Here is a 24,976-nt window from a genome sequence, read left to right as displayed (position 1 = left end):
TTTTTGCAAAATTAATATAAAATTCAAGTAAATTATTTTATGGCTTAAAAGTAAATCTGGTGTTAAGTGAAAAAGAAAAAAAAGATAAGTTGTCGCAGGATTAAAAAAAAACTCAAATTGTTATTCATAATACTAGCAAAAAAAATAAAAACTATTACTAAAAATCCTAAATTAATATTTGATAGCACAATACAAATAGCTTTGGGCTCAACGCTAATGGCAATTTCCACAAATATTTTATACATTCCTCACGGACTTCTTAGTGGGGGAATTGGGGGCATTTCATTAATGCTGCATTACCTGGCAAGCTTCAATTTAGGATGGACAATATTTGCATTAAACATCCCATTATTTCTTATTGGAATAAAATTTTTAAATATAACATTCATCATTCAAAGTTGGATTGCAATGGGATTATATTCTATCATTATAAACTACTCACAGTTTTTACAAAGTAAAATACATCTTAACGATATGATGCTTGTATCAATATTAGCTGGCCTTATTTCTGGGCTCGGGCTTGGGCTAGTGTTTAAAGGTAAAGGGTCTTCAGGAGGATCAGATATAATTGCAATGATAATTAAAGAAAAATATTCAATTAGTATTGGAACAACAAACTTCATAGTTAATTTAGTAGTATTAATACTTGCATCCTTTTTATTTAATATTGAAATCGCTCTTTATACACTAATAGCATCATTTGTAACATCTATCATGACAGACAAAACAAGCAGCGGATTTGGCAATCAAAAAGCAATATTAATCATTTCGGATAAAGGAAAAGAAATTGCTTATCTTCTTACAAACAAGCTAAAATTAGCTGCTACATTAATAAGTGGAAAAGGAGCTTGGGCAGGGACAGAAAAAACCATAGTATTTATAGTAGTCCCAATAATGCGTTTGTCAAGAATTAAGTATATATCACAAAAAGTTGATCCAAATTGTTTCATTACCATTATTAACACTAATGAAATTACTGGAGGAAAAATAATAACTAATTCAATTTCATTAAAACAAGAAAAACAAGAAATTTTAAATTAAAAATCTTTTAACAAGAGAACCAAATTATCAATAATTAAATTCAATTCGTCACTTTTGTAAAAATTTGACAAAAAAATAACAAATCTTTTAGGAAATTCAGAAATGAATTTCCTAAAAGATTTACTTCCATTTCCAACATCAATTTCAAGCTTATAAGAATGAAGCATCAAAGTTATTTTTTTAAAACTGCTATCTACTCTGCCATAAACATCATCTCCTAATATTGGAAAATTAAGATATTTCATATGAACTCTCAATTGATGTGTACGACCAGTTTTAGGTTTTAAAGCTAAAAGGGAATATCCCCCAAAATTGAGTAATAATTTATATTCTGTTAATGCTTTTTTGCCTTTATCTTTAGAAACACTAAATTTTTTCCTATTGTATTTATCTCTATCTATAAAAGATTCAATACTTCCAATAAAACTATTAAAATTGCCCTTAACAATTGCAATGTAGACTTTATTTATCCTTTTATCTTTAAACTGCTGCGCTAAAAACCTTAAAGTACTAATGTTTTTCGCACAAATTAACACTCCAGAAGTATCTTTGTCTAATCTATGAACAATTCCGGGTCGAATTTTTTCTTCATTAAAATTAATTTTCAATCCTTTTATATGGTATAAAAGAAAATTCACAACAGTATCATCCCAATGCGATATTCCAGGATGACTTAAAATTCCTTGTGGCTTATTTAAAACAATAATATTAGAATCCTCATAAATTATAGCAATAGGAATATTGCTAGGCCTAAGACAATCAATCTGACTACTCTCCTCGTCAAATTCAATAAGCATTTCGTCATCCTTAAAAACAGGTTTAGACAATTTTATCTTAAAAAATTTTCCATTATTCTTTTTAAACGCTTCTACATTTCTTCTTTTAATCTGACTTCTAGTAAAACCCTCCAAATTATTTGACAAGTAAAGATCCAATCTTAAAGCATTTTCTTTAACAGTAAATTCTCTCTTAAGTCTTATCATATCACTGAAGCAAATAATCAATCAAAGCAATAGTTAATGCAACCATAGCCCCAATAGAAGCCGAAATAATAAATTTTTTATAAATTTCATCTTTTGAAAAAATAGGACCATTTGAAAAAGGATATGGAACGTAATTTGCATTCATTCCGCTATAAAAATAGTATCCTACATCGAAAAAAAACAAGCTCAAAAATAAAGCTATTGGAAAAGATCCAATACTAATAGCTGAAAACCTATACAAATCTTTTACTGATTTTGACTCAATATCATTCTCAAGATTTAAAGCTTTATTCTCTTGAATATTTTTATAAAGAAAAGAATCGTCCTTATCAACAACAGGTATATTAATATTATTTTTTTTTTGAGAAACAAATTTGCCACTGGAAGTTAATTTATCTTGCAATGGCAAATTTTTAGAAATACTTAACTTTAAATAATTAAAATTCAGCTTGGAATAATTGGATGAATTTGAATAAATATTCAAAACACTAAAAAGCAATAATAAGCTTCCAATAAGCATAAATTTTCTACTTTAATAATTCTAACTTTAAAGTCTCAGTTATTTCATCAACAATCTCAGAAGAACCAAAATACTGCACAGGGCCTGGATATAAATACAAATTATTCAAAGCCCACTTATCACGATTTTCAACAAACTCCTTAAACGCTCTCCCTTCTAAATCAACTAGAGCTTTTTTTATAACAGGCTTTTGCACTCCATACCTCTCTTCCATGTTCATCAACATTGTTAGAGGAACTCCTCCTGCGATCCAATCAGTTGGTTTTGAATTTAAATTTTTTATACAAGACATATAACCTGTAAGGCCATTTAAAATGAGCACAGCAGCATTATAACCTAAACTATAGCAATAATCACTATCAAAATTAGAAGGAAAAGCGCTTCTACCTTCATAGCCAAAGAAATGATCAACTGGAATGAAGCTTCCCTTATATTCTCCTTTTTTTTTCATATCGCTTAATCTTGATTGAACCATTTCAATAAACAATTTTTCAGTAGGAACTCTTGAAACATTAAAATTTCCATGAGGATCTCTTTCTAAAATTGAATTTATAAGTTCAAATTGAATAAACAAAGGCAAGGACAAATAAATTCTCTTCATATAATCACTAAGCTTAGTAACAAAAACTTCTTTCATTCCTTCAGCATTAAGTCCCTTAAACTCACTCTCATTCTTATCAAAAATATTGCATAATTCAACCATTAAAGACTTAACTTCTGGAATAAACTCAATTACACCCTCGGGAACTATAACTATTCCAAAATTATCTCCATTTAAAGATCTCTTTAAAATAACAAACACCATTTCATCAACAATCTCAGACAAAGTTTTCTTCTTAGCCAAAACCTCTTCAGAGACAATGCAAATGTTTGGGTGGGTCTTTAAAGCACATTCCAAAGCAACATGAGATGCGCTCCTGCCCATAAGTTTGACAAAATGCCAATATTTTTTAGTCGACATAGCATCTCGACATAGATTGCCTATCATCTCAGAATAAACTTTTGTAGCAGAATCAAATCCAAATGAAATTTCAATATGATCATTTTTAAGATCAGCATCAATTGTCTTTGGAACTCCAATAACCTGAATATCTTCTCCCTTTTTTTTAAAATACTCTGCAAGAATAGCGGCATTGGTATTCGAATCATCGCCACCAATAATAACAATTGCATTAAGATTGTTTTCTTTGGCAACCAATAAGGCTTTATTATAATGCTCTTCCGTTTCTATTTTTGTTCTTCCAGAAGATACAATATCAAAGCCTCCAGTATTCCTGTAAGAATTTACTAAACTCTCAGTAAGTTCAATTTTGTCATTCTCTAATAGGCCTAAAGGGCCCCCCTTAAATCCAAAAAGTTTTGAATTTGTATTAAATTTTTTTATTGCATCAAAAATACCAGATATAACATTGTGCCCACCGGGAGCAGGTCCTCCAGAAAGAATAATTCCAATATTTAAAGCTTTTGAAAAAGACAGATTAGACTCGCCCTCGGTAAAACTTACAACCGGAAGCCCATAAGTATTCTTAAAAAATTCCTTTAAAGCCTGTCTATCTTGAATTGCCTCAGTCTTTTCTCCATAAACTAAATTAATATTCTTAAAATCTTTTTTTAAAATATTTGGCAATTTGGGAATATACTTTTGCCTTTCTTGCTGAAAAAGAGAAGTATTCATACATTTTCCTCCAATAATTAATAATTAATTAACTAAATTAAACCTCTATCACAACTTAAATATTAAAATAATTCACAACTAATATCTATATATGATTTAAAACTAACATAGCATCACCATAAGAAAAAAATTTATACCCTTTCTTTATAGCTTCTTCATAAGAGCTAAACACAAAATCTTTACCTGCAAATGCAGAGACCAACATCAAAAGAGTAGACTGTGGTGTGTGAAAATTTGTAAAAAGCATGTCTACAAATTTGAAACAATAGTTTTTACCGGGATAAATAAAAAGATTTGTACTTTGCTGACCTGTTTTAAACTTCTTAAGTTCATCGTCATAAGATGATTCTAAGGCCCTAAGCGTTGTAGTACCAATTGATAAAATTTTTTTACCAAGAAATTTAGCCTTCTCCAATCTATCAGCCACACAATCTTTTATTAAAAAAGTTTCAAAATGCATATTATGTTCTTCAACCTTTTTTGATCTTACAGGAAGAAAAGTGCCAAGACCCACATGAAGAGTAATAAAATCATATTCAATATTGTTCTTTTCAAAAAAAGTAAATAAATCCCTGCTAAAATGCAACCCCGCAGTTGCAGAAGCTGCAGACCCAACATATTTAGAATAAATGGTTTGATATCGATCTTCATCTATTTTATCATAATCTCTTTTAATGTAAGGAGGTATAGGAACAAAACCATGTTTTTCAAAATAATCTTCCCCAACATCATTATCAAATTTTAAAACAATCTCACTACCATTTTTTGACAAAATTTTACCTATTAATCCTTCAGGAAATTTGTAAACACTGCCAACAATTTGCTTTTTAGACTTAGAAATTAATGCAGTAAATAAATCGGTGTCAATTTTATCCAAAATTAAAAATTCAACATCACTACCTAGCTCTGATTCTGCATATATTCTTGATTTTCTAACTTTTGAATTGTTAAAAACAATAAAAGTATCACTATCTATATATTTTAAAATATTGTTTACAGAATTTTCATGGTAAATTTCTTGCAATTTAGGATCTAAGACCATTAACCTTGAAGATCCTCTTTTTTCACTTGGATATTGAGCTATTAAAGAATAGGGTAAATTAAAATGAAACTCCTTGGTTTTCATTAAGATTGTCCTCTTTCATCTCTAAGTTTAAGTGGAGATACGCGAACTCAGTGGCTTTACGCCCCCTGTGGGTTCTGCTAATAAATCCTTTCATAATTAAATAAGGTTCATAAAAGTCTTCAAGAGAATCCGCTGTTTCCCCCACAGAAATAGCTAAAGTATCAACACCTACAGGGCCTCCATTAAACTTCAATATTAAACTTCTTAAAATATTTCTATCTTGCTCATCTAGACCTTCCCCATCAATTCTAAGCATTTCAAGCCCAATTGCAACAATATCGCTAGTAACAACCAAACTCCCAGTTACCTGAGCAATATCCCTTATTCGTCTTAGCAATCTATTTGCTATACGAGGAGTTCCTCTTGAACTTCTTGCAAGAAGAAAAGCAGCATCCTCTTCTATTTCAATATTTAAAATAATAGAATTTCTCTTTATTATCTCAACAAGCTCTATTTCGCTGTAAAGTTCAAATCTTGCAGTAATTCCAAATCTCGCATAAAGTGGAGATGTTACTTTTCCTGGTTTAGTAGTAGCTCCAATCAATGTGAATTTTGGAAGTGGCATTCGAACTGTTCTTGCATTAGCTCCTTGCCCGATTACCCAATCTAGCTCATAATCCTCCATAGCAATACAAAGCATTTCTTCTATTATTGGTCTAAGTCTATGTATTTCATCAATAAACAAAACACTCTTCTCATCAAGACCTGTTAAAATTCCAATAATATCTTTAGGCTTGTCAAAAGCCGGAGCTGATGTAATCTTAATCGAAGCATTCATCTCAAAGGCAATAATACTTGCAAGAGTAGTCTTTCCAAGACCTGGTGGACCACTTAAAAAAACATGATCTAAAGCTTCATCTCTCTCTTTAGAAGCTCTTATAAAAATACTAAGGGTTTCTTTAACATTAGCCTGACCTTTGAAATCTTCAAAGACTTTAGGCCTAAGCTCATTTTCACTCTTATCATATAAATAATTTTCATTAGAACTTAAAAAGCTTATACTATTTTCGTCTTTCATAAAAATACCCCTTAAAGACTAAAGACTATTTTATAACTTTTATAACTACCAAAAACTAACAAAAACTAAAATTAATTTGACATTCTTTTTAAAACCTCCTTAAATAAAAACTGCTCCTTTTCAGAGTCTTTTAAATTTGAAAATTCAACTAGATTGAAAGCCTCCTTAAGCTTACTACTCACAATTCTTCTGTCAAATCCCATACTAACAATCGATTCTTCTAATTCTTTAAATCCAAAAAGGCTAGATTCAAGCTCATTATTAATCAAAAGTTTACCTTGAAGATGTAAAAACATCTTGCCAGCCATTTTTTTGCCAATACCTTTGATTTTAGCAACAAGCTCAATGTCTTCTCTATCAATAGCATCTTTAAACTCATTATACCTTATACTAGAAAGCACTCTCAAAGCAGCCCTTGGCCCTATTCCACTTACTCCAATAAGTCTTTTAAAAGTCTCTCTTTCGTCTGAATTTAAAAATCCAAAAAGTTTTAATTCATTTTCTCTTGTATAAAGATAGGTAAATAGTTCAACTTTGTCTGACAACTTAAAATTATCAAGGCAAAATGCACTAACTAAAAGCTCAAATTCAAAAACAGCGGTCATTAAAACCAAACTAGATTCTTTTTTTTCTATAACTTTACCATAAATCTTATTTATCATATAATTAAATTATATTACACAGAAACACCCAATTTAAAGCAAAAATCTTAAAATAAGAAAAGGATACTAAATGAAAAATCAATTTCTAAATAGCTATTTTCAATTAATTACAACTATTTTTTTAATCTCATCTACAACTCTGGCAGCAGAAGAAACAGTAAGTGCACTAAAAGTTCCAAATGGATTTAAAGTCGAAATTTTTTTAAATAATACAATTGAAAAACCAAGAGGAATTACAAGCGATCAAGATGGAAACATATTCATAGGATCTGGGAGTACTTTTGCATACTTTGTAACAAAAAACAAAAAAATTTATACCATAGCAAAAACCCTAAAAAACCCTATTGGCATTGCTTATTGGGACAATAAATTGTATATATCTTCTGTCGATAAAATATATGTAGTTAAAAATGTAAAAGAAGAAATTAATAAAAGCATAACAACAAATAAAGACTATACATGGGAAATGCAAGTTTTTTCACTTTTACCAAAACATAATTCTAAAATCCACTCTGGACGCTATATCAAAGTGGATCCTAAAAATAACAAATTAATAGTAAACATAGGATCTCAACATAATGCTAAAATTCCCCCAAAAAAAGAAGCAATAATTCTCAGCATAGATTTAAAAACAAAAAAAGAAGAAATAATAGCTTTTGGAGTAAGAAACTCAGTTGGATTTGATTTTCATCCAACTAGCAACGAAATGTATTTTAGCGACAATGGCCAAGACGGATTGGGAGACAACATTCCTCCAGATGAGATAAACCTAATAATTACATATAAAGAGCATTTTGGATTCCCCTATGTATTTGGGAAAAACCAAAAAAATCACAATTTTTATAACAAAGCCCCTAAAAACACTAAATTTAGTCCATCTATTTATGAACTTCCTGCACACGTAGCTCCACTTGGAATACACTTTTACAAAGGAAATAACTTTCCAAAAGAATATATAAATAAATTATTCATAGCAGAACATGGTTCATGGAACAGATCCTCTCCTGTTGGATACAAAATAAGCACACTAGACATTGACCCAAAAACTAGAACAGCAAAAAATTACAAGAGCTTTTTACATGGATTTTTAAAGCCCAATAACTCCAAATTTGGACGCCCTGTTGATATAATCACGTATTATGACGGTTCAATTCTTTTTTCAGATGATTTTGGAAATAAAATCTACAGAGTTTACTACGAAAAGATTTAAATTAAGCTAAAAAATTAGCTTAATTCTTCTGGAATCTCCAAATTATGAATTACTTCCTGAACATCATCAAAGTCCTCAAGCTTTTCAATAAGAAGCATTATTTTTTCTGCTTGCTCTTTGTTTAAAGAAATTTTATTTTCAGGAATTAAAGCTATCTCTGCCACTTCTTCTTTAAATTTAGTTCTTAAAAAAGATAAGACTTTATCAAAATCATCAGGATTTGTTATAACTTCTGCTTCGTTGCTTGAAACTAAAATATCCTCAGCACCAAATTCTAATGCAAATTCCATTATTTCATCCTCAAGATATTTTTCTAAATTGTAAACAATAAGACCCTTTCTGTAAAACATGTATGAGACTGAACCGGGGGTACCAAGAGATCCCCCAGCTTTTGCAAGAACACTTTTTACATCACTAGAGGTTCTATTTTTATTATCAGTCAAGCATTTAATCATTAAAGCCACTCCATAAGGAGCATAAGCCTCATAGGTGATTTCAAAATATTCAACCCCCTCATTACCACCAATGCCTTTTTTTATTGCCTTCTCAATATTATCTTTTGGCATATTAGCAATCTTAGCCTTATTAACAGCAACCCTTAGTCTTGAATTAGACTCAATATCTCCTCCCCCCATTTTAGCTGCAATAGTTATTTCTCTTATTAACTTTGTAAAAAGTTTATTACGCTTTGCATCAAGAGCGCCTTTTTTCCTCTTTATTGTTGACCATTTGCTGTGACCAGACATTTACACCTCCAACAATTTTTCCAACCGATCTAAAATATTAAACATATTATTATTAATCAAATGAGCTTTAATTGTGTTAAACATTAACATAAGAACCGTAACAGGACCTATTCCCCCCTTAACAGGAGTAATAAATTTAACACAATCTTTAATATTCTCAAAATCTGTATCGCCTGAGAGAACTTTCCCATTATTGGTCTTAATTTCAGAAATACCAATATCAATAACGTAAGGTTTTCCACATAACATACTTTTGTCTATTAACTTGGGCTTACCAACAGCAGAAATAACAATATCTGCCTGTCTTAAATAAACATCCAAATAAATGCTTTTACTGTGACATGTAATAACAGTTGCATCATAAGGCTTTGAAGAGAGTAATATTGAAATAGGCCTTCCTACAAGAGGGCTTCTGCCGACTACAACAACCGTTTTTCCAGATGTTTTTATTCCTTCGTCTCGCAAAATCTTTAATACAGCAAGAGCTGTACAAGGAATAAATCCTTTTTTATCTCCCAAAATCATTTTACCTAAATTAACAAAAGATAAGCCGTCAACATCTTTTGAAGAAACTATACCATTTAAAACAGAATTTAAATCCATACCCTTCAAAAGAGGTAATTGAACAATAATTCCATCTGTACTTAAATTTTTATTTTCTCTATCAATTACTTTTAAAACATCGCTTTGAACAGAATTAGCAGACAATTTAATTACTTCAACATTCAAGCCTATCTCTTTTGCAACTCGATTCTTAATTGAAACATAAAGATTGCTTGCAGGCTCATCATTTGCCAAAACAACTTTTAATGCAATTTTATTTTTCAAATTGTGGTCTTTTAAGAATTCCTTAAGCATTAAATAATACTTACTTGCAAAATCTTTCCCATTAAATACAGTATTCAAAATATACCTCTTAAACCTAATAGGGTTATTAATATTATACTTAGATTGTCAATATAAAAAAAGCTAAGCTACTAAATTTCAAATTGTAATTAAATTTATTTTCAACTATAATAAACAGGGGTAATAATTTTAAAAGAATGGAGAATAATGAAAAAGTATCTTTTTATAACACTAATTGCAATCCTGCTAATTGGCGTAAATATAAAAAAAATCGAAGCCGTAGCTAATATTGATAGGCATACAAACTCTACCTTAGGAATAGATTTAAGTGTTGGAATACCCATTTTTTACAATGACTTATCAAAAGCTTATCCTACTAATTTATACCCAGGAGGCATTGGGGCAATAAAATACCAGTATCATATTTTAAACAATTTAGCAATTGGACTTGAACTAAGATATATGTTTAATTTTGATATTAACCATTCTTTTAATATATTAAATCCAGATTCAAGTGTGGGCAAAATTTTTTATAGCGTACCTATTACATTTTCAATAAACTATATATTTGATATAGGCGAATTATTTCAAATTCCAGTTTTCACAAATGTAGGATTTTCTCTTAATACATATGGAGATAGAAATAATAATATTACAAATTTAAGAACTTTTGATGCACTCCCTACAATCTCTTTTGGATCTGGAATTTTATGGAATTTTAACTATAAATGGTCTTTTGGAGTAACAACATCTTGGTGGATGATGTTTGAATTTGGAAATTCTGCTAAAATGGCACATTTTGCAAATGTATCATTATCAGTTACAGTAAATGTAAATAAATTGTAGGATAAAAATGAAAAAAAAATATGAAAACTATTTTAAAAAAAGATTAATTTTAAACCTATTAATATTTTTACTATTAGCATGCTCAAGCGAATCCATATTTTCCCAACTAGGTAATCTTCAAAAAATAAATCATGAATATAATATTTTAGGAAGCTCAAGTCCAACCGGAATTTCTCTAGTAGGAGAAACTCTCTATATTGCAGCCATGCATTTATTTAAAAAAGAAAAGGGAAAAATTGAAAAAATTGACTTGAGTAATTCTTATGAGTTTATAAATGACATTGTAAATGTATCTGGCAAAACCTATCTTTTAGCACAAAACAAAAACTCAGAACTAGAAGTTTACGAACTAAATGGAAAAGATTGGACATCAAAATTTAAAAAACCGCTAAACGCATATAAATTCTTAAAATCTGTAGGAAAGGATGGCATAAAAGAAGCATATATTTTAGCTATAGACAAAAATAATCAAGAGAGAATTTTAGACCTACACGGAGCTGACAAAACTCCATCACAAGCTAATAAAAATGACAAATTTTATCAAATATCAAATGAAGACAACTTAATTACAGGAAATTCTCTTAAAATATGGCAAACAAATAACAATACATATACAAACATAGATCACCAGCAAACCAAAGAAATAATGCCTATCATTAAAACAAATATTAGGGGTTTTTCTGAAATTTTAGTAATGAGTGGCGGTTATAATAATTTAGACACAAAGTTTAAAGTCTATTCAAGTGCAAATAATTACGCAACACCAATATTTACTCAAGACGAAGTGGGTGAATTTAGTAGTTACTTTGCAAGGGAATTTAATGATGCAATATTAATAGGAAGTAATAATGGGTTTGCAGAGTTCACAAAAAATAAAGAAGGGATTTTTGCTTTACAAGCACCCTCAAAATCTGTAGAGCCTGGAGCTTATAACGGTTCCCAGCTAAGCAAAACGGGTCTTAACGATATTATTCCTGTATCAAACAACACAATTTACATATTAACTCAAGGTAAAGGCCTATGGAAATTGGAAAACAAAAAATTAACTAAAGAATAAAGAATAAAAATTCGTTATAAATTTCTCATATCTAGATTTGTTAAAATCTTCATCATAATATTTTTTAATCTTAATTTTTAAATTGAAATTAATCTTAGATCTAAAATGTAAATAATTTATATTATTTATATTAAAAATTTGACCCTCATCATTCATAACCTTAACCTCAAGATCTAAAAGAAGTTTGGCAAAAAAAATATCTCGAGTAACCACAAGGCTATACTTGTCTACTAAATTTAAAATAAATGCATCAACATTGTCTACCACCTCTAAAGCAACATTTTCTGTCTTTTCTAACCTCAAAAACTTATTAGAAACTATAATAAGTTCTGATTTATTGTACAATATAAATTTTTGTAAAAATTTTATTATTTTGAAATTACAAGAATCAGCATCAACAAAAATTTTATTTAACAATCTTATAATCCACTACTTTAAAGGCCAAAAAAGAAACAATAGCACTTTTATTAATAGGGCCAAATATTCTAGAATCATTCAAAACACTTAAATTGTCATTTAATAAAAAAATTTCATTTTTTTTCAAAATAAAACACTTAACCACTTCATCCGTATTAAAAAAATTATTCAACTTGTAATAACTAACCAAATTACCATTCAAATAAAAAAAATCCGTATCCTTTTTATTTACCAAAACATTCAAACCCCTAACATACACAGAATCGCCGTGAACAGCTGCTATTCTTGATACTTTGTAGCTTGCTCTTTTGAAAATTTTATTTAAAAAAAAGAAATCTTTTATTAAAGTTAATAAAAAATTATCACTTAACCTAAAATCTTCATAAAGAACAATATCATTCATTTTTAAAGGAATAAAAAAAGATGTTATATGTGTTGCAACAAAAAATAAACTAGCATTCTTTGTTATTGTTGGTAACATATCATTACCTTTAATCATAAAAATTTGCAAAATAAACTTTGTGAAAAAAAAATTTAACATTAAAAATGTTAAAGCATATTTTAAAAAAATTTTTCTTCGCTTTTTCCTTAAAAGCCTTTGTTCGAAAGTTAAATATGGAGCCACTTTAAATAAATCCTACTCTAGAAAATGGAAGGTATATTATCAGGGTTCTTCCAAGCACTTTATTCTTATTAATTACTCCAAAAAATCTACCATCATGGGAATTATCTCTATTGTCTCCAATTGGCAAAATATACCCATAAGGAACATAAATTCCGCAATCCCTTATTATAGCTTTTTCCATATAATAATCAACATAAGGCATAAAAGCGGATAAATACTTATATTCCAATCTTTCAAACTCAAACCTATCAATCACTCTAACATCAAAAAATGAGAAATCGGGAGTACTGTTTAAATTTATATTTAACTGACTTAAAGCAACAAACATAGCAAAATCACTATAAATTCCATAATCCTCATTTGCCACAATTTTTTTAATATTAAAATTTTGACCAACTAAATCCCAATAAAAATCTTCTAAAATAAAATTTTCTTCGCCTTCTCTTTTAATATAAGCTTTACCGCTGTTAAATTTAACAATTTTACCGTCTGCAAATACGCCTCTTTTCACTAGAAATCTAACATTAGGATTGCCATATTCATCTCTATCAAGATCAACAAAAGATAGCGTTAACATGTAAAGTATTCTTTGAAAGATATCAAAAAAAACACCCTTTGATTTATACTCTGGATTTTCAAAAATAATAATATCGGATTCTTCTGGGGTTTTAAAACCAGTAATCTTAAATAATCCTGGCAAAAGTTCAGGACCGTAAGAAAATTTATCCACAAATAAAAAATCCCCTATTTGAAGAGTATTTTCCATTGAACCTGATGGTATTTTATAAGCTTGAATGAAATATTGATTTATTACCAGTACAAAAATTGCTGCAGCTACAAAATCAAATAAAAAGTTGCGCAAAAATCCTCGCTTCTTCGCTCTTAATTTGCAAAAATACTTCTTTCTTTTTCGATATGTCAAGTACCTCTCAATAGAATATACCAAAAAAGATGCAAATTTATCCAATCTTCTTAAATGCATAACCTAACCTCAAGAATTAAATCATACAAAATATTGACACTTATTTAAATACTTTTCTATACTTAAAAAGATGAAGGAAATTGATGAGAATTCAAATATTGAGCTTTTTGAAGTTAAATTAAAGCCAATTCTAGGAATAGCACCCAAAATTTACGTATTTTTTATAACAATAATATTGCTTTTAAGTTTAGTGTCAATTTTAATAATCATACCCAAGTTTAAAAATCCAGGAGCATATTTAAAAATAAATTCTAATATTGCAAACACTTATATCTACTTAAATGAAAAATATATAGGTAGAACTCCACTTAATAAATACATAAATACCACCGAAGGAATTATTAAAGCAAAAAGAATGGGATTTAAAACCTACGAGCAAAACATAAAAATTAACAACAAATTCTTTGGAAGCTACAATTTACAAATAAATTTAGAACTGGTTGATCCTGAAAAGATCATCAAACAAAGACAAAAAGAGCTCTCTATAATGGTGAAAATAAAAAATACTAATGAAAATATAAAATTAATTCCTGTATTTTCATTAATATCTAATGAACTTAAAGAACATCCTAAATACATTAAAAAATTTCTAAAAAATTCCATACCTTACTTAAATTCAATCGAAATGTTTAAGGATTTTCTAAATTCATACAAAGTCATGTATTCAATAGACCCACACAATACCAATCAAGAAGAAATATGGAACTCTCTAAAAACAAATTTTGACTTAGAAAATAGAGCTATCTTTTGGTTTTTAGAAAATTTAGATAAAGATCTAAAAATGATAACAAAAAATGAGCCATGGGTTAAAACATTAACCAAAACTCTAGACAATGAAAACATTCAATTAATTTCTAAAAATGAAAAAATTAATATAACGTTACCTGGATTTAAAAAAATAAATTCAAATAAAATCGAAAAAATTCAAAACTATGAATTAGATTTAAAAAATATTTCATTAAAATCTACCTATAGTATAAAAGAATTTCTTATTCAAGAACAAAATGTTACAAAATATGAGTATCAAGACTTTTTAAAAGAAAATCCAAAATGGACATTAAATAACAAAGAAAATTTAATAAAAGAACAGCTTGTAGATGAAAATTATCTTAAAAATTTTAACCAAATAGGCTTAAATGAGGCTATCACGGGAATATCTTATTTCTCAGCAATAGAATATGCCAATTGGTACTCTAAAAAACTTCCCAACGGATTCAAAGCAAGACTTCCTATATCACAAGAATGGGAATTGTACCAAAAAGAACCAAACAAAAACCCATTAAATATTAATGAAATATCAAAAAAAGTTGGATTTTGGAATCTAATGCAAAATTCGTCTTTTAATGATATCGCAATATTTAAAAATGAAAAAAATTTTTATAACGAAAATTCAAATTTTCATTCATTAATAACAGAAATTAGGACATACTCTTATCAAAATAATAATTTACTAAATCCATCAACTAAAGCTTCTTTCTTGAAAAATTGGAGCTCTCCAAACATTGGTTTTAGATTGATTGTATCAAAGGAATAGATTTGAACACAAACACTTTGCTTCTTGAAAACAAAAAGGCAAAATTTAATTACTTTATTGAAGAGAAAATAAGTTGCGGAATAGTACTGAAAGGCACCGAAGTGAAATCAATAAAGGCAAAAAAATTATCATTTAATAATAGCTTTGCAAGCATAAAAAAAGAAGAATTGTGGCTTGAAAACTTACACATATCAAAATATAAAGAAGGAAATATCTTTAATCATGATGAATTAAGACCTAGAAAACTTCTAATTAAAAAAAAGGAACTGCAAAGACTAAAAAAATTTAAAGAAAAAGAGGGATATACTTTAATTCCTATTAGTTTTTATTTAAAAAAATCAATAATTAAAGTAGAAGTTGGAATATGTAAAGGAAAAAAATTGTATGATAAAAGAGAAATACTAAAACAAAAAAGCATAAAAAAAGACCTTAGTAGAGAAATAAAATACAAATAATAAATAAAAGCTCTAATTTTTAATTACAATGAGCAATCACAATATAAAATTGCAATCACTCATTTTCATAATAAATAAAACTAATAACTTTTTTTAAAAGACAGTTCAAACCCAAGAGCACTAGCTTGACCCATGTTAATATCAAAACTAGGTTCAAACCCTCCCAAAGCTACATTAAGGCTATTTTTCAGTTTCTTGTTATAACTATTAGCAAATGTAAACGGAAGAATAATTTCTGTCAATCTTGTCACAGCCATAGTAACCGCACCTGCTAACATCATTCCCTTACCCCAAGTCCACTTAAAAGCAGCTTTTTTAGCATTACTATTAAGATCTTTAATATCTAAATAAGCTCCCGAAAGTATTAACCCTATACCAACCGCATCAAATCCAAGAATAAGAAAACCTCCTAAAATATCACCTTGAACAAAAGAACCTATTCCAAACCCTAAAAAAAGGTTCAATAAAAATGGCACAATAGGGTCTTTCTTACTAGTTTCATAAATTAAAAGTTTTTCTCCTGCGCCCAAATTAAAAGCGCTTTTAGAATCACCCGCTTGAGCAAAGCTAGAGAAAACACAAAAGGCTAGCAAAACAACAATTAAAAATTTATTCATAAAAACAAACCTCTTTATTAAAACTGGTAATATGGTAGCATATTAATTAAATTTAAAAAAGGTTTTTAAAACTATTTAAATTTAACTTTTTTCAAATTGTTACCTGAAATTCGCTTACCAATAGAGCTTCTTGATTTGACTATAAAATTAGTAATTTCAATTCTTTTAATAATGTCTTTATTTGTCGAAAATTCTACAAATTTAGGACTCAATGAAAAATCAACAAATTCATCATTTTCTCCTAAAAATTCATAAACTTTATCTGTAATAAATTTATCTATTTTAAATCTTTTAACATAATAAAAATTGTCAAGTTTGTTAAGATAAATTATTGAAAATATTTGTTCTTTTGAATTATTTATATCATAAACTAAAGCACATATATTCTTTTTATCTATAAATGCCTTGTCTTCAATATTTTTTAAAACATAATTATTTTTTCTGAAAACCAATACTTTATCATAATAACTAGCACTTCCAATAAATTCACCATCAAAAAGACTAGTCCCTACAAAACCTTCTGCTAAGTTTAAATAAACTTTCATATTCTTTGTAGCTATTTCTTTTACATTTTTTGATTTGATTAAAGAAATTTCGGTCTTTCTTTGATGATCTTTAGAATACTTTGCAAGTAATAAATCAATAAAATTTATTGAATATCCTTTTATTGAGGAAATATTACTATTTATAGTCCTTAATTCTTTATTTAAAATTTTAATATCCTTGGAATTCTTATCAATATCAAAAAGACTTATTTTCCTAATTGGAATCTTAAGCAAATTTTCAACATCTTCTTTCAAAACTTCCCTTGAAAAAGATTCTTTGCATCTTAAAATCTCTGACAATATTATACTTACAATATTTTCTTCTTTAGAAATTGTTTCAAGAAGTTTATAAATTTTTTTTTCAATAAAAATTTGCTCAAGTGTCTTATAAAATATTTTTTCAAGAATCTTGCTTTTTTGCAATTCAAGCTCCATTTTTAAAACTTTTTGAAGATGAGCTGCATGAAACTTAATAAGATCTTTAATAGTATAAACAACTGGATACCTCTCACTAAGCAACAATAAATTAACAGAAATTGATACTTGACAATTTGTATAATGATACAGCTTTTCAATCACTTCACTCGCATAAACGCCCCGCGGCAAAGACAGCTCTATGGCCACATTTTCAGCAGTAAAATCATTAATGCTTGAAACTTTAATATAATTTTTTCTAATTGCTTTTTCAATTGAAGATATCAAGCTCTCAGTAGTCTCCCCAAAAGGTAATTCCCTTATTACAATTGTTTTTTCATCTATAGTTTCAATTTTAGCCCTAACTAAAACTTTACCATTACCATCAGCATATTCATTAACATCAACTATTCCTCCTGTTGGGAAATCCGGATAAATATCGTAAGTCTCTCCAAGAAGCTCGCTTCTTACTGCATTTAAAATCTCATTAAAATTGTGAGGCAATATTTTGGCTGCCATTCCAACAGCAATTCCCTCACTTCCCTGAATTAAAATAACAGGAATTTTTGCAGGATAAAGCAAAGGCTCATTATTTCTTCCATCATAAGAAGATTCATAAACTGTTATCTCCTTGCTGTAAAGAACATCAAAAGCTAAAGGAGTTAACCTACACTCAATATATCTAGAAGCAGAAGCAGGATCACCTGTAAACAAATTGCCAAAATTGCCCTGCTTTTCAATAAATAGATCCTTGTTGGCAATGTTAACAAGAGCCTCATAAATTGACGTATCACCATGAGGATGGTATTTCATTGTATTACCAACAACATTTGCGACTTTATGAAAATTACCATCATGCATTTCAAAAAGCGAATGTATAATTCTTCTTTGGACCGGTTTAAATCCATCAACAACACTAGCAATAGCACGATCTTTAATAACATAAGACGAATATTGCAAAAAATTATCTTTAAGTACAGTTCTAATATCCATTAAATCAAATTCTCCATAATAAAATTCCGCCTTTCAGGAGTATTTTGCCCCATATAAAACCCCAACTTATCTTTTATTTCTTTAATATTAAAAAGATCCACTTTTGTAAGCTTAATGCTATTAATATCAATAAAACCTTTAAATTCATTTGGAGAAATTTCACCAAGACCTTTAAATCTTGTTACTTCACATCCACCCTTAAGCTGAAGAACAGCTTTTTGCTTTTCTTCCTCAGAATAACAATAGATTGTGTTTTTTTTATTCCTAACCCTAAAAAGAGGGGTTTCTAAAATATACATATGACCATTTAAAATTAAATCTTCAAAAAAAGTCAAGAAAAAAGTTAACAACAAATTTCTAATATGAAATCCATCAAAATCTGCATCAGTTGCTATTACAACCTTATTGTACCTTAAATTTTCAATTGATTCCTCAATGCCGAGAGCCACCATCATATTATAAAGCTCTTCATTTTTATATATTTCAGATTTATTTTTTTCAAACATATTTTGAGGTTTTCCTCTAAGAGAAAATATAGCCTGAGTATAAACATCTCTACAAGACACCATTGAACCGGTTGCAGAGTCCCCTTCTGTTAAGAAAATCATAGTTTGTTCTGACTGATTACTGCTACTATTAAAATGAAATTTGCAATCCTTAAGTTTAGGAATCTTAAAAGATATTTTTTTTGCTCTCTCTCTTGCTTCTTTTCTTACACTACTTAACTCTTTTCTAAGTCGCTCATTGTCAACTACTTTTTTCTCAATTAATTTTGCAAGTATTTTATCTTTATACAAAATTTCAGAAATTATCTTTTGCACTTCCTTTGCAACATTTCCTCTAGTTTCAATATTTCCAAGCTTATTCTTAGTTTGACTTTCAAATATTGGGTCTTTAATTTTAACAGAAAGAGTTGCAACAAGGCCTTCCCTAATATCTGTCGACGAATATGTTTTTTTAAGAAAATCGTTAATAGCCCTTACAAAGCCTTCTCTAAAACCAGTCTGATGAGTGCCTCCATCGTTGGTATATTGCCCATTAACAAATGAAAAATAAGTCTCACCATAATTATTTGTATGAGAAAAAGCAAATTCTAAGGTTTTGCTAGAATAGTAAACAATATCATAAAGCAAATCATCACTTTTAATTTCTGAATTCAAAAAATCTAAAAGACCATTTTTGGATTCAAAAATTTGATCATTATAGTTTATTATAAGCCCTTTATTCAAACAAGCATAATGGAAAAATCTTCTCTTTAGAAAATCTTCGCTGTAAGAATATTTTCCGAATATCTCTGAATCTGCTAAAAACTCAACATAAGTACCATCTTTATCAGAAGATTCTATTTCTCTAGATTCCAGCAAATTTCCTTTAGAAAATAAAGCTTCAAAAGATTTGCCATTTCTTATTGATCTTACTAAAAATTTCGAACTTAAGGCATTAACCGCCTTAGTTCCAACCCCATTAAGACCTACAGAAAATTGAAAAACATCATCATTATACTTGGCTCCAGTATTAATAACTGAAACACTCTCAACAACTTTACCAAGAGGAATTCCTCTTCCATAATCTCTAATAGTAATTAGATTATTTTGTTTTTTTATAAAAATTTCATTTCCGTAACCCATAATAAACTCATCAATTGAATTGTCTATTATCTCTTTAATTAAAATATAAATACCATCATCAATATTAGAACCATCCCCTAAGCGGCCAATATACATACCAGATCTTAATCTAATGTGTTCAAGAGAAGATAGAGTAATTATTTTACTTTCATCATAATTTTGAGTCTTCATCTAAATCCTTGCTTTATAAATTAAATTTTAATAGTTTCAAGCTTTTTAACTATTTGATCTCTAATAATACTAGCAAGATTCTCTTTTTCATATTCACTTAATTTTAAAATATCTATCAAAGGATGTACATGGACATAAACAGATAGCCCAGAATTAAAAATAATGTTTTTAATGAAAAAGTTATTAGTATTATAAAGAGTAACAGGAAGAATAGGTGTTCCTGTCTTTAATGCCATCTTAATTGCACCTTTTTTAAAAACCTTAGTATCCCCCCCCCTATTTCTAGTCCCTTCAGGGAAAATTCCAATAGTTCTACCCTCTCTCATAACCTTTATTGCCTTAGCCTCAGCTGCAGCAGCAGATCTTATGCTCCTTCTATTAACAAAAATAGTGCCCATAACAATTAGAATAAGATTCACAAAAGGAACCCTAAGTAAAGAATGTTTTGCCAATATTACAAATGGATTAACAAAAGTATAAATAAAAATTAGAGGATCCATAGCCGCAATATGATTTCCCATTATTATTATATTGCTTTTTTTAGGAATATTCTCAGAACCTGTAACAATAATTTTAATTCCCGCAAGCCATAAACCAACCTTAATACAAACCCGCATCATAACAAAACTTAACCTAACAACATAACTCTCAAGCAAAAAAATTTTACAAACCAAGTAAAAAGGAAATAAAAAAAAAATAAAAATTAAAAAGAACAATAAAATACTCAAATAAGCTATAATACTTCTCAATATTTTCATAAAAACTATTATCCTATTTTTTCTATTCGCTCAAGTTTTAATTTTTGCCCTTTAACTAAGCTTACATCATCTTTTAAAATTTTAATAGGATTAAGAATAATTGTAGAAAATTTTTGCTTTTGAACAACTCTTTCGCTATGTTCAAGAAAAAAAGATTCAACAAGCTTGTGACTACCCATATCAATTTCATATTCGAGAACAAAATTATTTTTTAAAGGGAAAATATTAAAAATGCCATAATAAATTTTGTTTTCATCAATATAAGTTAAATGTGGGTAAGAAAAATCATAAATTTTGTCCTTATACACATAATTCCCAATAGGAATAAAATACATATTATTACCATTTTTTTCAACATTTAAAACATCTTCATCAAATCTCTTAAATGCCCCCGAAAATCCACTATTATCATAAGAATTTGTACTAGTGTCAATTTTGACTTCAATGTTTTCTTTGTCTACAATTTTTATCCAAAAGTTGTAAACTATTAAATCTGAAAAAAGAGACTTAGCACTAATATTAAGAGTGTTGTAAGCCGGTTTTGAAATATATTTAATTTTTGCAACTTCTTGAGAATTTTTTATAAAAAGATTAATCTCGCTTGATTGCCTTTCAAAAGATAAAAATAAAGTCTCATTAATATCTTTATCTTGTTTTTTATTATAATCATGAGCATCATACCAAACTCCATGTAAAAATCTATAAACTTCATCTTTGCTTAAATTCTTTAAAGTTTTATAAATATTATTATCAATCTTGCCAACTTTTTCACTAACAGAAGAAAGATAATATTTGCCTTGAACATGAGAATATTCATACTTTTCAATCTTACTGATTATCAAATCTTCTCCCACTTTTTCATATTTTTCTAAAGAAATAGGATAACTTTCTCTTGATCTATTTTCTTCATATGCTGAAGATCTTGCATACTTATTGATAAGAACAGTGCCATTAACTTTATCAAAAAATATGGGTTTATAAGAAGATACATCATTTAAAACAGATTTTTGAAAAACATATAAAACAGATTTATCTTTTAAAAATCCTTGAACAACTATGTTAAAATCGTAATCACCCGTAATATCCTCAAGATACATGTTATAAGAATTTTTTGGATCAATATCTATTTGGGTTTTAAAAAGAATCGTTCCAACTTTAATTTTGGGATCAAAACCAATAATAAACAAATATGCATTAAGATTTGAAAAATCTTGAGCTAAAACTACCTGTTCAAAATAAACATCTAAGTTCAAATTTTCTTGCTGTACTGCAAGAATTTTATAGCCCTTTAAATCTATAATATCTCCAAAAAAATCTTCCATTTTGTTTATTTCTAAAACATTAGAACTTATATTCTCAATCTTGGAAACAGATTTTACATCTTTGTTAAAAACAATAAAATCTTTGTTTACCTTAGAACAAGCAAATAATATAAAAAAAAAGAATATAAATAAAAATCTATAAAAATAATTATAAAACCAAATTAATTCCCTATTAAAATTAATTACACTAGCAATCAAAACTTTTATCATGGCATTTATTTCTTAATTTTGACTAAAGTTTTGCAAAGCAAAAAACGACTCATTAAAATTATTAACAAAATCTTTTTTATTCAACAAAAAATCTGTAATCAAACCACTATTTGCAATATTAAAATTGTCAAGAAGTGTTTCATTTTTAATCTCTTCTTTAAGCTGGTTAGACCTTTTTTTAGCTGATTTAAGGAAAAATAAATAAACTTTTTTATTCGCTAAAAAAGGCTTAGACCAAGAATTTTCTTTTAATCCGAAAACAATATTATAAAAAGACTTGCTATTATTAAATTCAACCAACTCTTTTAAAGTATTAGGATAAATATTAACATTGTAAGATAAATTAACAATTTCTTCTTTTAAACTAAACCGATGTTTTTCAAGAGCTTGACTTAAACTGCTAAATTTAACATCACTGAGAAAATCATTTAACTTATTTTCCAAAAAGCCCTCAATAATACTTGGTTCATAAGTTTCAATATAATTTTTAACAGCACTAATATCTCGATCTGAATTTTTATCAAAATCATAAATATTACTAAATGCCTTATATATTTGATATTCATTTTTATTTTTAGTCTTAATAGGCTTGCTAAATTCACCTTCTTTTAAAGAAAAAATAGAATTTAAATCTTCTTTATTTTCAACATTAAGATCTAAGTCAAAATAATATTTATCCAGAGAAACAACACCTTTGAAATTAGCCATATCATCTGAATAAAGCTTAGCAAGCTCTTCAAATGGGGTTTTGTTTAATAGCTTATCATAAGCATTCCGAGCATCGCTCATATTTTTAAACCGAATAGACGCAAGAGATAAACGTTTAAATAAATTTAAATTTTTCTCGGCATAAGACATTGCCTCTTTATTAGAAAAGTCATGATAAGAAAGAGAAAGATATGAAATATGCCTTTCTACGGTACTCATATCTTTAATCATATTAAAAAGAGAATCGGGAAATATTAAATTATTATTTAAAAAAGTTTTTACATTAGAAAACAGTATGCTTTCTACAATATCATCATAAATTTTAACTTTTCGATAATCAGAAACTTTATTATATCTTTTAGAACTAAAATTTCCATTAGGATCTAAATATTCAGGTGATCTGAGTAAATTTTTATCCAACATTTCCTTAGAAATATAAAAATTGTATTTTTTTATCAAGTCTAAAAAAGCAATATCCTCAACATATTTCATAAATGCTAAATACCAGGCGTTATAATCTATATTAATATTTTTAGCATTTCCTTGTAATCTAGAATAAAGATTTGAATAATAATTAACATACTTGGCAAACTTATTATCTTTTTCATAGTAAATAGGTTGACCTTTATAAGAACCAAATTTTAAACCAGATGAATGAGCATTATCAAACATCCCTGGAAGTAAAGGTGCAATAATAAATCCGAAAACAATTAAAATAAGAGCAAAAATACCCCACATACCAACTTTTTTTTCTTTAGACTCAGGCACAACTAAATCATTCTTGACTTTTCTACTTCTTTTTCGCATAAAACAACCTTTAAATAAGTAAGTATACTAATAATTTAACTACTAAATTATCACAATTGAAAAATTATTGCAATTGAAATCTCTAACTTAAGATGTACGTTTAAGTATTATAGAACTAAAAAAGAAATTTTTACATTTCTGACATGAAAACAAATCTCGCTGAATCAAAAAGGAGAACGAACTCAAGGATATGTGAATATGAATCAAAACAAATTTAACCTTAATATAAATATAACTAAAGACGAACTTTTAAGATTAATAAAAATAGTTTACAATAATTTTGGAATCAATCTCAGCGAGAAAAAAAAGATGCTAATTGAAAGTAGATTATCATCTCTTCTTAAGGTTAAAGGTTTTAAAAATTTTACTGAATACATTGACTTTTTAGAAAAAAGCACTGGGAATCTTCAATTAATTGAATTAGTAGACAAAATATCAACAAATCATACCTATTTTTTCAGGGAATCTAAACATTTTGATTTCTTAAATAACAAAATATTACCCAAGCTTGCTGAAAAAATATTAAAATCGGAAAACTCAGAAATTAGAATATGGTCAGCCGGATGCTCAAGTGGTGAAGAGCCTTATACAATTGCAATGATATTAAGAGAATACATGGAAAATAATAAAGTAAATTTTAAAGTTAAAATCTTAGCAACAGACATTTCAATTAGCGTTCTACACGAAGCTTATGAGGGGATTTATCCTGAAGATCGTATAATAAATTTACCCAAATATTTAAAAAATAAATATTTAAATCAACTTCAATATGATAAATTTCAAGTTAAAGAAATTTTAAAAAAAATGGTTTACTTTAAAAAATTAAATTTAATGGATGAGAAATTTCCATTTAACAAAAAATTTGATCTGATATTTTGCAGAAACGTTATGATCTATTTTGACGAAAAAACTAGAAACAACCTTGCCAATAAATTCAATTACTACCTGAAAAATGATTCTTATCTTTTAATTGGACATTCAGAAACAATTCGGGGAAACAAAAATCTTGAATACATAATGCCTGCCACTTATAAGAAGAATTAATAATCATGATTATTAA

24 protein-coding genes are annotated in these 24,976 nt (G+C 27.9%); 7 read left to right on the top strand and 17 right to left on the bottom strand.

Translation table 11 applies throughout. The annotated features are described in order from the left end of the window. Positions 1 to 66 precede the first annotated feature (66 nt). Complete coding sequence (locus HNR35_RS04165; RefSeq protein WP_183224115.1) at positions 67 to 1,041, top strand: YitT family protein; 975 nt, start codon at positions 67 to 69, stop codon at positions 1,039 to 1,041. Here the strand turns inward: HNR35_RS04165 and HNR35_RS04160 are convergent. The 6 genes from HNR35_RS04160 to ruvA form a co-directional block, all read right to left on the bottom strand. After that, positions 1,038 to 2,024 (bottom strand): RluA family pseudouridine synthase, encoded by a 987-nt coding sequence (locus HNR35_RS04160; RefSeq protein WP_183224113.1) that lies wholly within the window; start codon positions 2,022 to 2,024, stop codon positions 1,038 to 1,040. The genes HNR35_RS04165 and HNR35_RS04160 overlap by 4 nt on opposite strands. 1 nt (position 2,025) lies before the next feature. Then, positions 2,026 to 2,544, bottom strand: coding sequence for a hypothetical protein (locus HNR35_RS04155; RefSeq protein WP_006434122.1), 519 nt, complete (start codon positions 2,542 to 2,544; stop codon positions 2,026 to 2,028). 7 nt (positions 2,545 to 2,551) lie between these two features. Then, positions 2,552 to 4,219, bottom strand: coding sequence for a diphosphate--fructose-6-phosphate 1-phosphotransferase (locus HNR35_RS04150; RefSeq protein WP_006434131.1), 1,668 nt, complete (start codon positions 4,217 to 4,219; stop codon positions 2,552 to 2,554). 85 nt (positions 4,220 to 4,304) lie between these two features. After that, the gene (gene queA, locus HNR35_RS04145) at positions 4,305 to 5,345 is read right to left on the bottom strand and encodes a tRNA preQ1(34) S-adenosylmethionine ribosyltransferase-isomerase QueA (protein ID WP_183224111.1); all 1,041 of its coding nucleotides are present in this window, start codon (positions 5,343 to 5,345) and stop codon (positions 4,305 to 4,307) included. Then, the gene (gene ruvB, locus HNR35_RS04140; protein WP_006434119.1) at positions 5,320 to 6,363 is read right to left on the bottom strand and encodes a Holliday junction branch migration DNA helicase RuvB; all 1,044 of its coding nucleotides are present in this window, start codon (positions 6,361 to 6,363) and stop codon (positions 5,320 to 5,322) included. The genes queA and ruvB overlap by 26 nt, the downstream gene beginning before the upstream one ends. A gap of 71 nt (positions 6,364 to 6,434) precedes the next feature. Continuing rightward, positions 6,435 to 7,025, bottom strand: coding sequence for a Holliday junction branch migration protein RuvA (gene ruvA / locus HNR35_RS04135; protein ID WP_183224109.1), 591 nt, complete (start codon positions 7,023 to 7,025; stop codon positions 6,435 to 6,437). A 70-nt stretch (positions 7,026 to 7,095) separates the two neighbouring features. Here ruvA and HNR35_RS04130 point away from each other — a divergent pair, with 70 nt between their 5' ends. After that, a complete protein-coding gene (locus tag HNR35_RS04130; protein ID WP_006434067.1) occupies positions 7,096 to 8,235 on the top strand; it encodes a PQQ-dependent sugar dehydrogenase in 1,140 nt (379 codons plus the stop codon). Positions 8,236 to 8,249: 14 nt separating this feature from the next. Here HNR35_RS04130 and HNR35_RS04125 read toward each other — a convergent pair whose 3' ends face one another. Together HNR35_RS04125 and HNR35_RS04120 are read right to left on the bottom strand one after the other, a co-directional pair. After that, positions 8,250 to 8,981: a YebC/PmpR family DNA-binding transcriptional regulator gene (locus HNR35_RS04125; protein ID WP_183224107.1), complete on the bottom strand. Its 732-nt coding sequence runs from the start codon at positions 8,979 to 8,981 to the stop codon at positions 8,250 to 8,252. Continuing rightward, a complete protein-coding gene (locus HNR35_RS04120; protein WP_006434141.1) occupies positions 8,982 to 9,887 on the bottom strand; it encodes a bifunctional 5,10-methylenetetrahydrofolate dehydrogenase/5,10-methenyltetrahydrofolate cyclohydrolase in 906 nt (301 codons plus the stop codon). It lies immediately after the preceding gene. A gap of 147 nt (positions 9,888 to 10,034) precedes the next feature. On the opposite strand from HNR35_RS04120, the gene HNR35_RS04115 reads away from it, so the two are divergent. Both HNR35_RS04115 and bamB read left to right on the top strand, forming a co-directional pair. Then, the gene (locus HNR35_RS04115) at positions 10,035 to 10,673 is read left to right on the top strand and encodes a BB0027 family outer member beta-barrel protein (RefSeq protein WP_006434116.1); all 639 of its coding nucleotides are present in this window, start codon (positions 10,035 to 10,037) and stop codon (positions 10,671 to 10,673) included. 7 nt (positions 10,674 to 10,680) lie between these two features. After that, positions 10,681 to 11,730 carry an outer membrane protein assembly factor BamB gene (gene bamB, locus HNR35_RS04110; protein ID WP_183224105.1) on the top strand — a complete coding sequence of 350 codons (1,050 nt, stop codon included), beginning with the start codon at positions 10,681 to 10,683 and terminating at the stop codon, positions 11,728 to 11,730. On the opposite strand, the gene HNR35_RS04105 is transcribed toward bamB, so the two are convergent. From HNR35_RS04105 to lepB (HNR35_RS04095), 3 genes are read right to left on the bottom strand one after another with little or no spacing between them, the layout of a single operon-like run. Continuing rightward, a complete protein-coding gene (locus HNR35_RS04105; protein ID WP_183224103.1) occupies positions 11,716 to 12,147 on the bottom strand; it encodes a DUF188 domain-containing protein in 432 nt (143 codons plus the stop codon). The two genes, bamB and HNR35_RS04105, sit on opposite strands and share 15 nt — an antisense overlap. Then, the gene (gene lepB, locus HNR35_RS04100) at positions 12,137 to 12,772 is read right to left on the bottom strand and encodes a signal peptidase I (RefSeq protein WP_006434051.1); all 636 of its coding nucleotides are present in this window, start codon (positions 12,770 to 12,772) and stop codon (positions 12,137 to 12,139) included. Before lepB (HNR35_RS04100) ends, HNR35_RS04105 begins: the two co-directional genes overlap by 11 nt. A gap of 1 nt (position 12,773) precedes the next feature. Beyond that, on the bottom strand, positions 12,774 to 13,754 hold the full coding sequence (gene lepB, locus HNR35_RS04095; protein WP_183224101.1) for a signal peptidase I: 981 nt from the start codon (positions 13,752 to 13,754) through the stop codon (positions 12,774 to 12,776). Positions 13,755 to 13,824: 70 nt separating this feature from the next. On the opposite strand from lepB (HNR35_RS04095), the gene HNR35_RS04090 reads away from it, so the two are divergent. Further along, entirely contained in the window at positions 13,825 to 15,288 is a 1,464-nt protein-coding gene (locus HNR35_RS04090) for an SUMF1/EgtB/PvdO family nonheme iron enzyme (RefSeq protein ID WP_183224099.1), read from the top strand. Between the two features lie 2 nt (positions 15,289 to 15,290). Beyond that, positions 15,291 to 15,743: an SsrA-binding protein SmpB gene (gene smpB / locus HNR35_RS04085; protein ID WP_006434033.1), complete on the top strand. Its 453-nt coding sequence runs from the start codon at positions 15,291 to 15,293 to the stop codon at positions 15,741 to 15,743. Between the two features lie 80 nt (positions 15,744 to 15,823). Here the strand turns inward: smpB and HNR35_RS04080 are convergent, their stop codons facing one another. From HNR35_RS04080 to HNR35_RS04055, 6 genes are all read right to left on the bottom strand, one after another. Then, entirely contained in the window at positions 15,824 to 16,360 is a 537-nt protein-coding gene (locus tag HNR35_RS04080; protein ID WP_006434118.1) for a P13 family porin, read from the bottom strand. Between the two features lie 71 nt (positions 16,361 to 16,431). Continuing rightward, entirely contained in the window at positions 16,432 to 18,312 is a 1,881-nt protein-coding gene (locus tag HNR35_RS04075) for a DNA topoisomerase IV subunit A (RefSeq protein WP_183224096.1), read from the bottom strand. Beyond that, complete coding sequence (locus HNR35_RS04070; RefSeq protein ID WP_006434099.1) at positions 18,312 to 20,111, bottom strand: DNA topoisomerase IV subunit B; 1,800 nt, start codon at positions 20,109 to 20,111, stop codon at positions 18,312 to 18,314. Before HNR35_RS04070 ends, HNR35_RS04075 begins: the two co-directional genes overlap by 1 nt. A gap of 20 nt (positions 20,112 to 20,131) precedes the next feature. Continuing rightward, a complete protein-coding gene (locus HNR35_RS04065) occupies positions 20,132 to 20,869 on the bottom strand; it encodes a 1-acylglycerol-3-phosphate O-acyltransferase (RefSeq protein WP_183224094.1) in 738 nt (245 codons plus the stop codon). Positions 20,870 to 20,877: 8 nt separating this feature from the next. Then, the gene (locus HNR35_RS04060) at positions 20,878 to 22,401 is read right to left on the bottom strand and encodes a pallilysin-related adhesin (RefSeq protein WP_183224092.1); all 1,524 of its coding nucleotides are present in this window, start codon (positions 22,399 to 22,401) and stop codon (positions 20,878 to 20,880) included. Between the two features lie 12 nt (positions 22,402 to 22,413). After that, the gene (locus tag HNR35_RS04055) at positions 22,414 to 23,916 is read right to left on the bottom strand and encodes a peptidylprolyl isomerase (RefSeq protein WP_183224090.1); all 1,503 of its coding nucleotides are present in this window, start codon (positions 23,914 to 23,916) and stop codon (positions 22,414 to 22,416) included. Between the two features lie 192 nt (positions 23,917 to 24,108). On the opposite strand from HNR35_RS04055, the gene HNR35_RS04050 reads away from it, so the two are divergent. After that, positions 24,109 to 24,960, top strand: a complete 852-nt coding sequence (locus tag HNR35_RS04050; protein WP_183224088.1) for a CheR family methyltransferase — start codon at positions 24,109 to 24,111, stop codon at positions 24,958 to 24,960. Positions 24,961 to 24,976 lie beyond the last annotated feature (16 nt).

The sequence above is a fragment of the Borreliella spielmanii genome (assembly GCF_014201705.1).
Classification (GTDB): Bacteria; Spirochaetota; Spirochaetia; order Borreliales; family Borreliaceae; genus Borreliella; species Borreliella spielmanii.
Note: the sequence above shows the minus strand (reverse complement) of the source record. Positions and strands in the feature narration are given on the sequence as shown.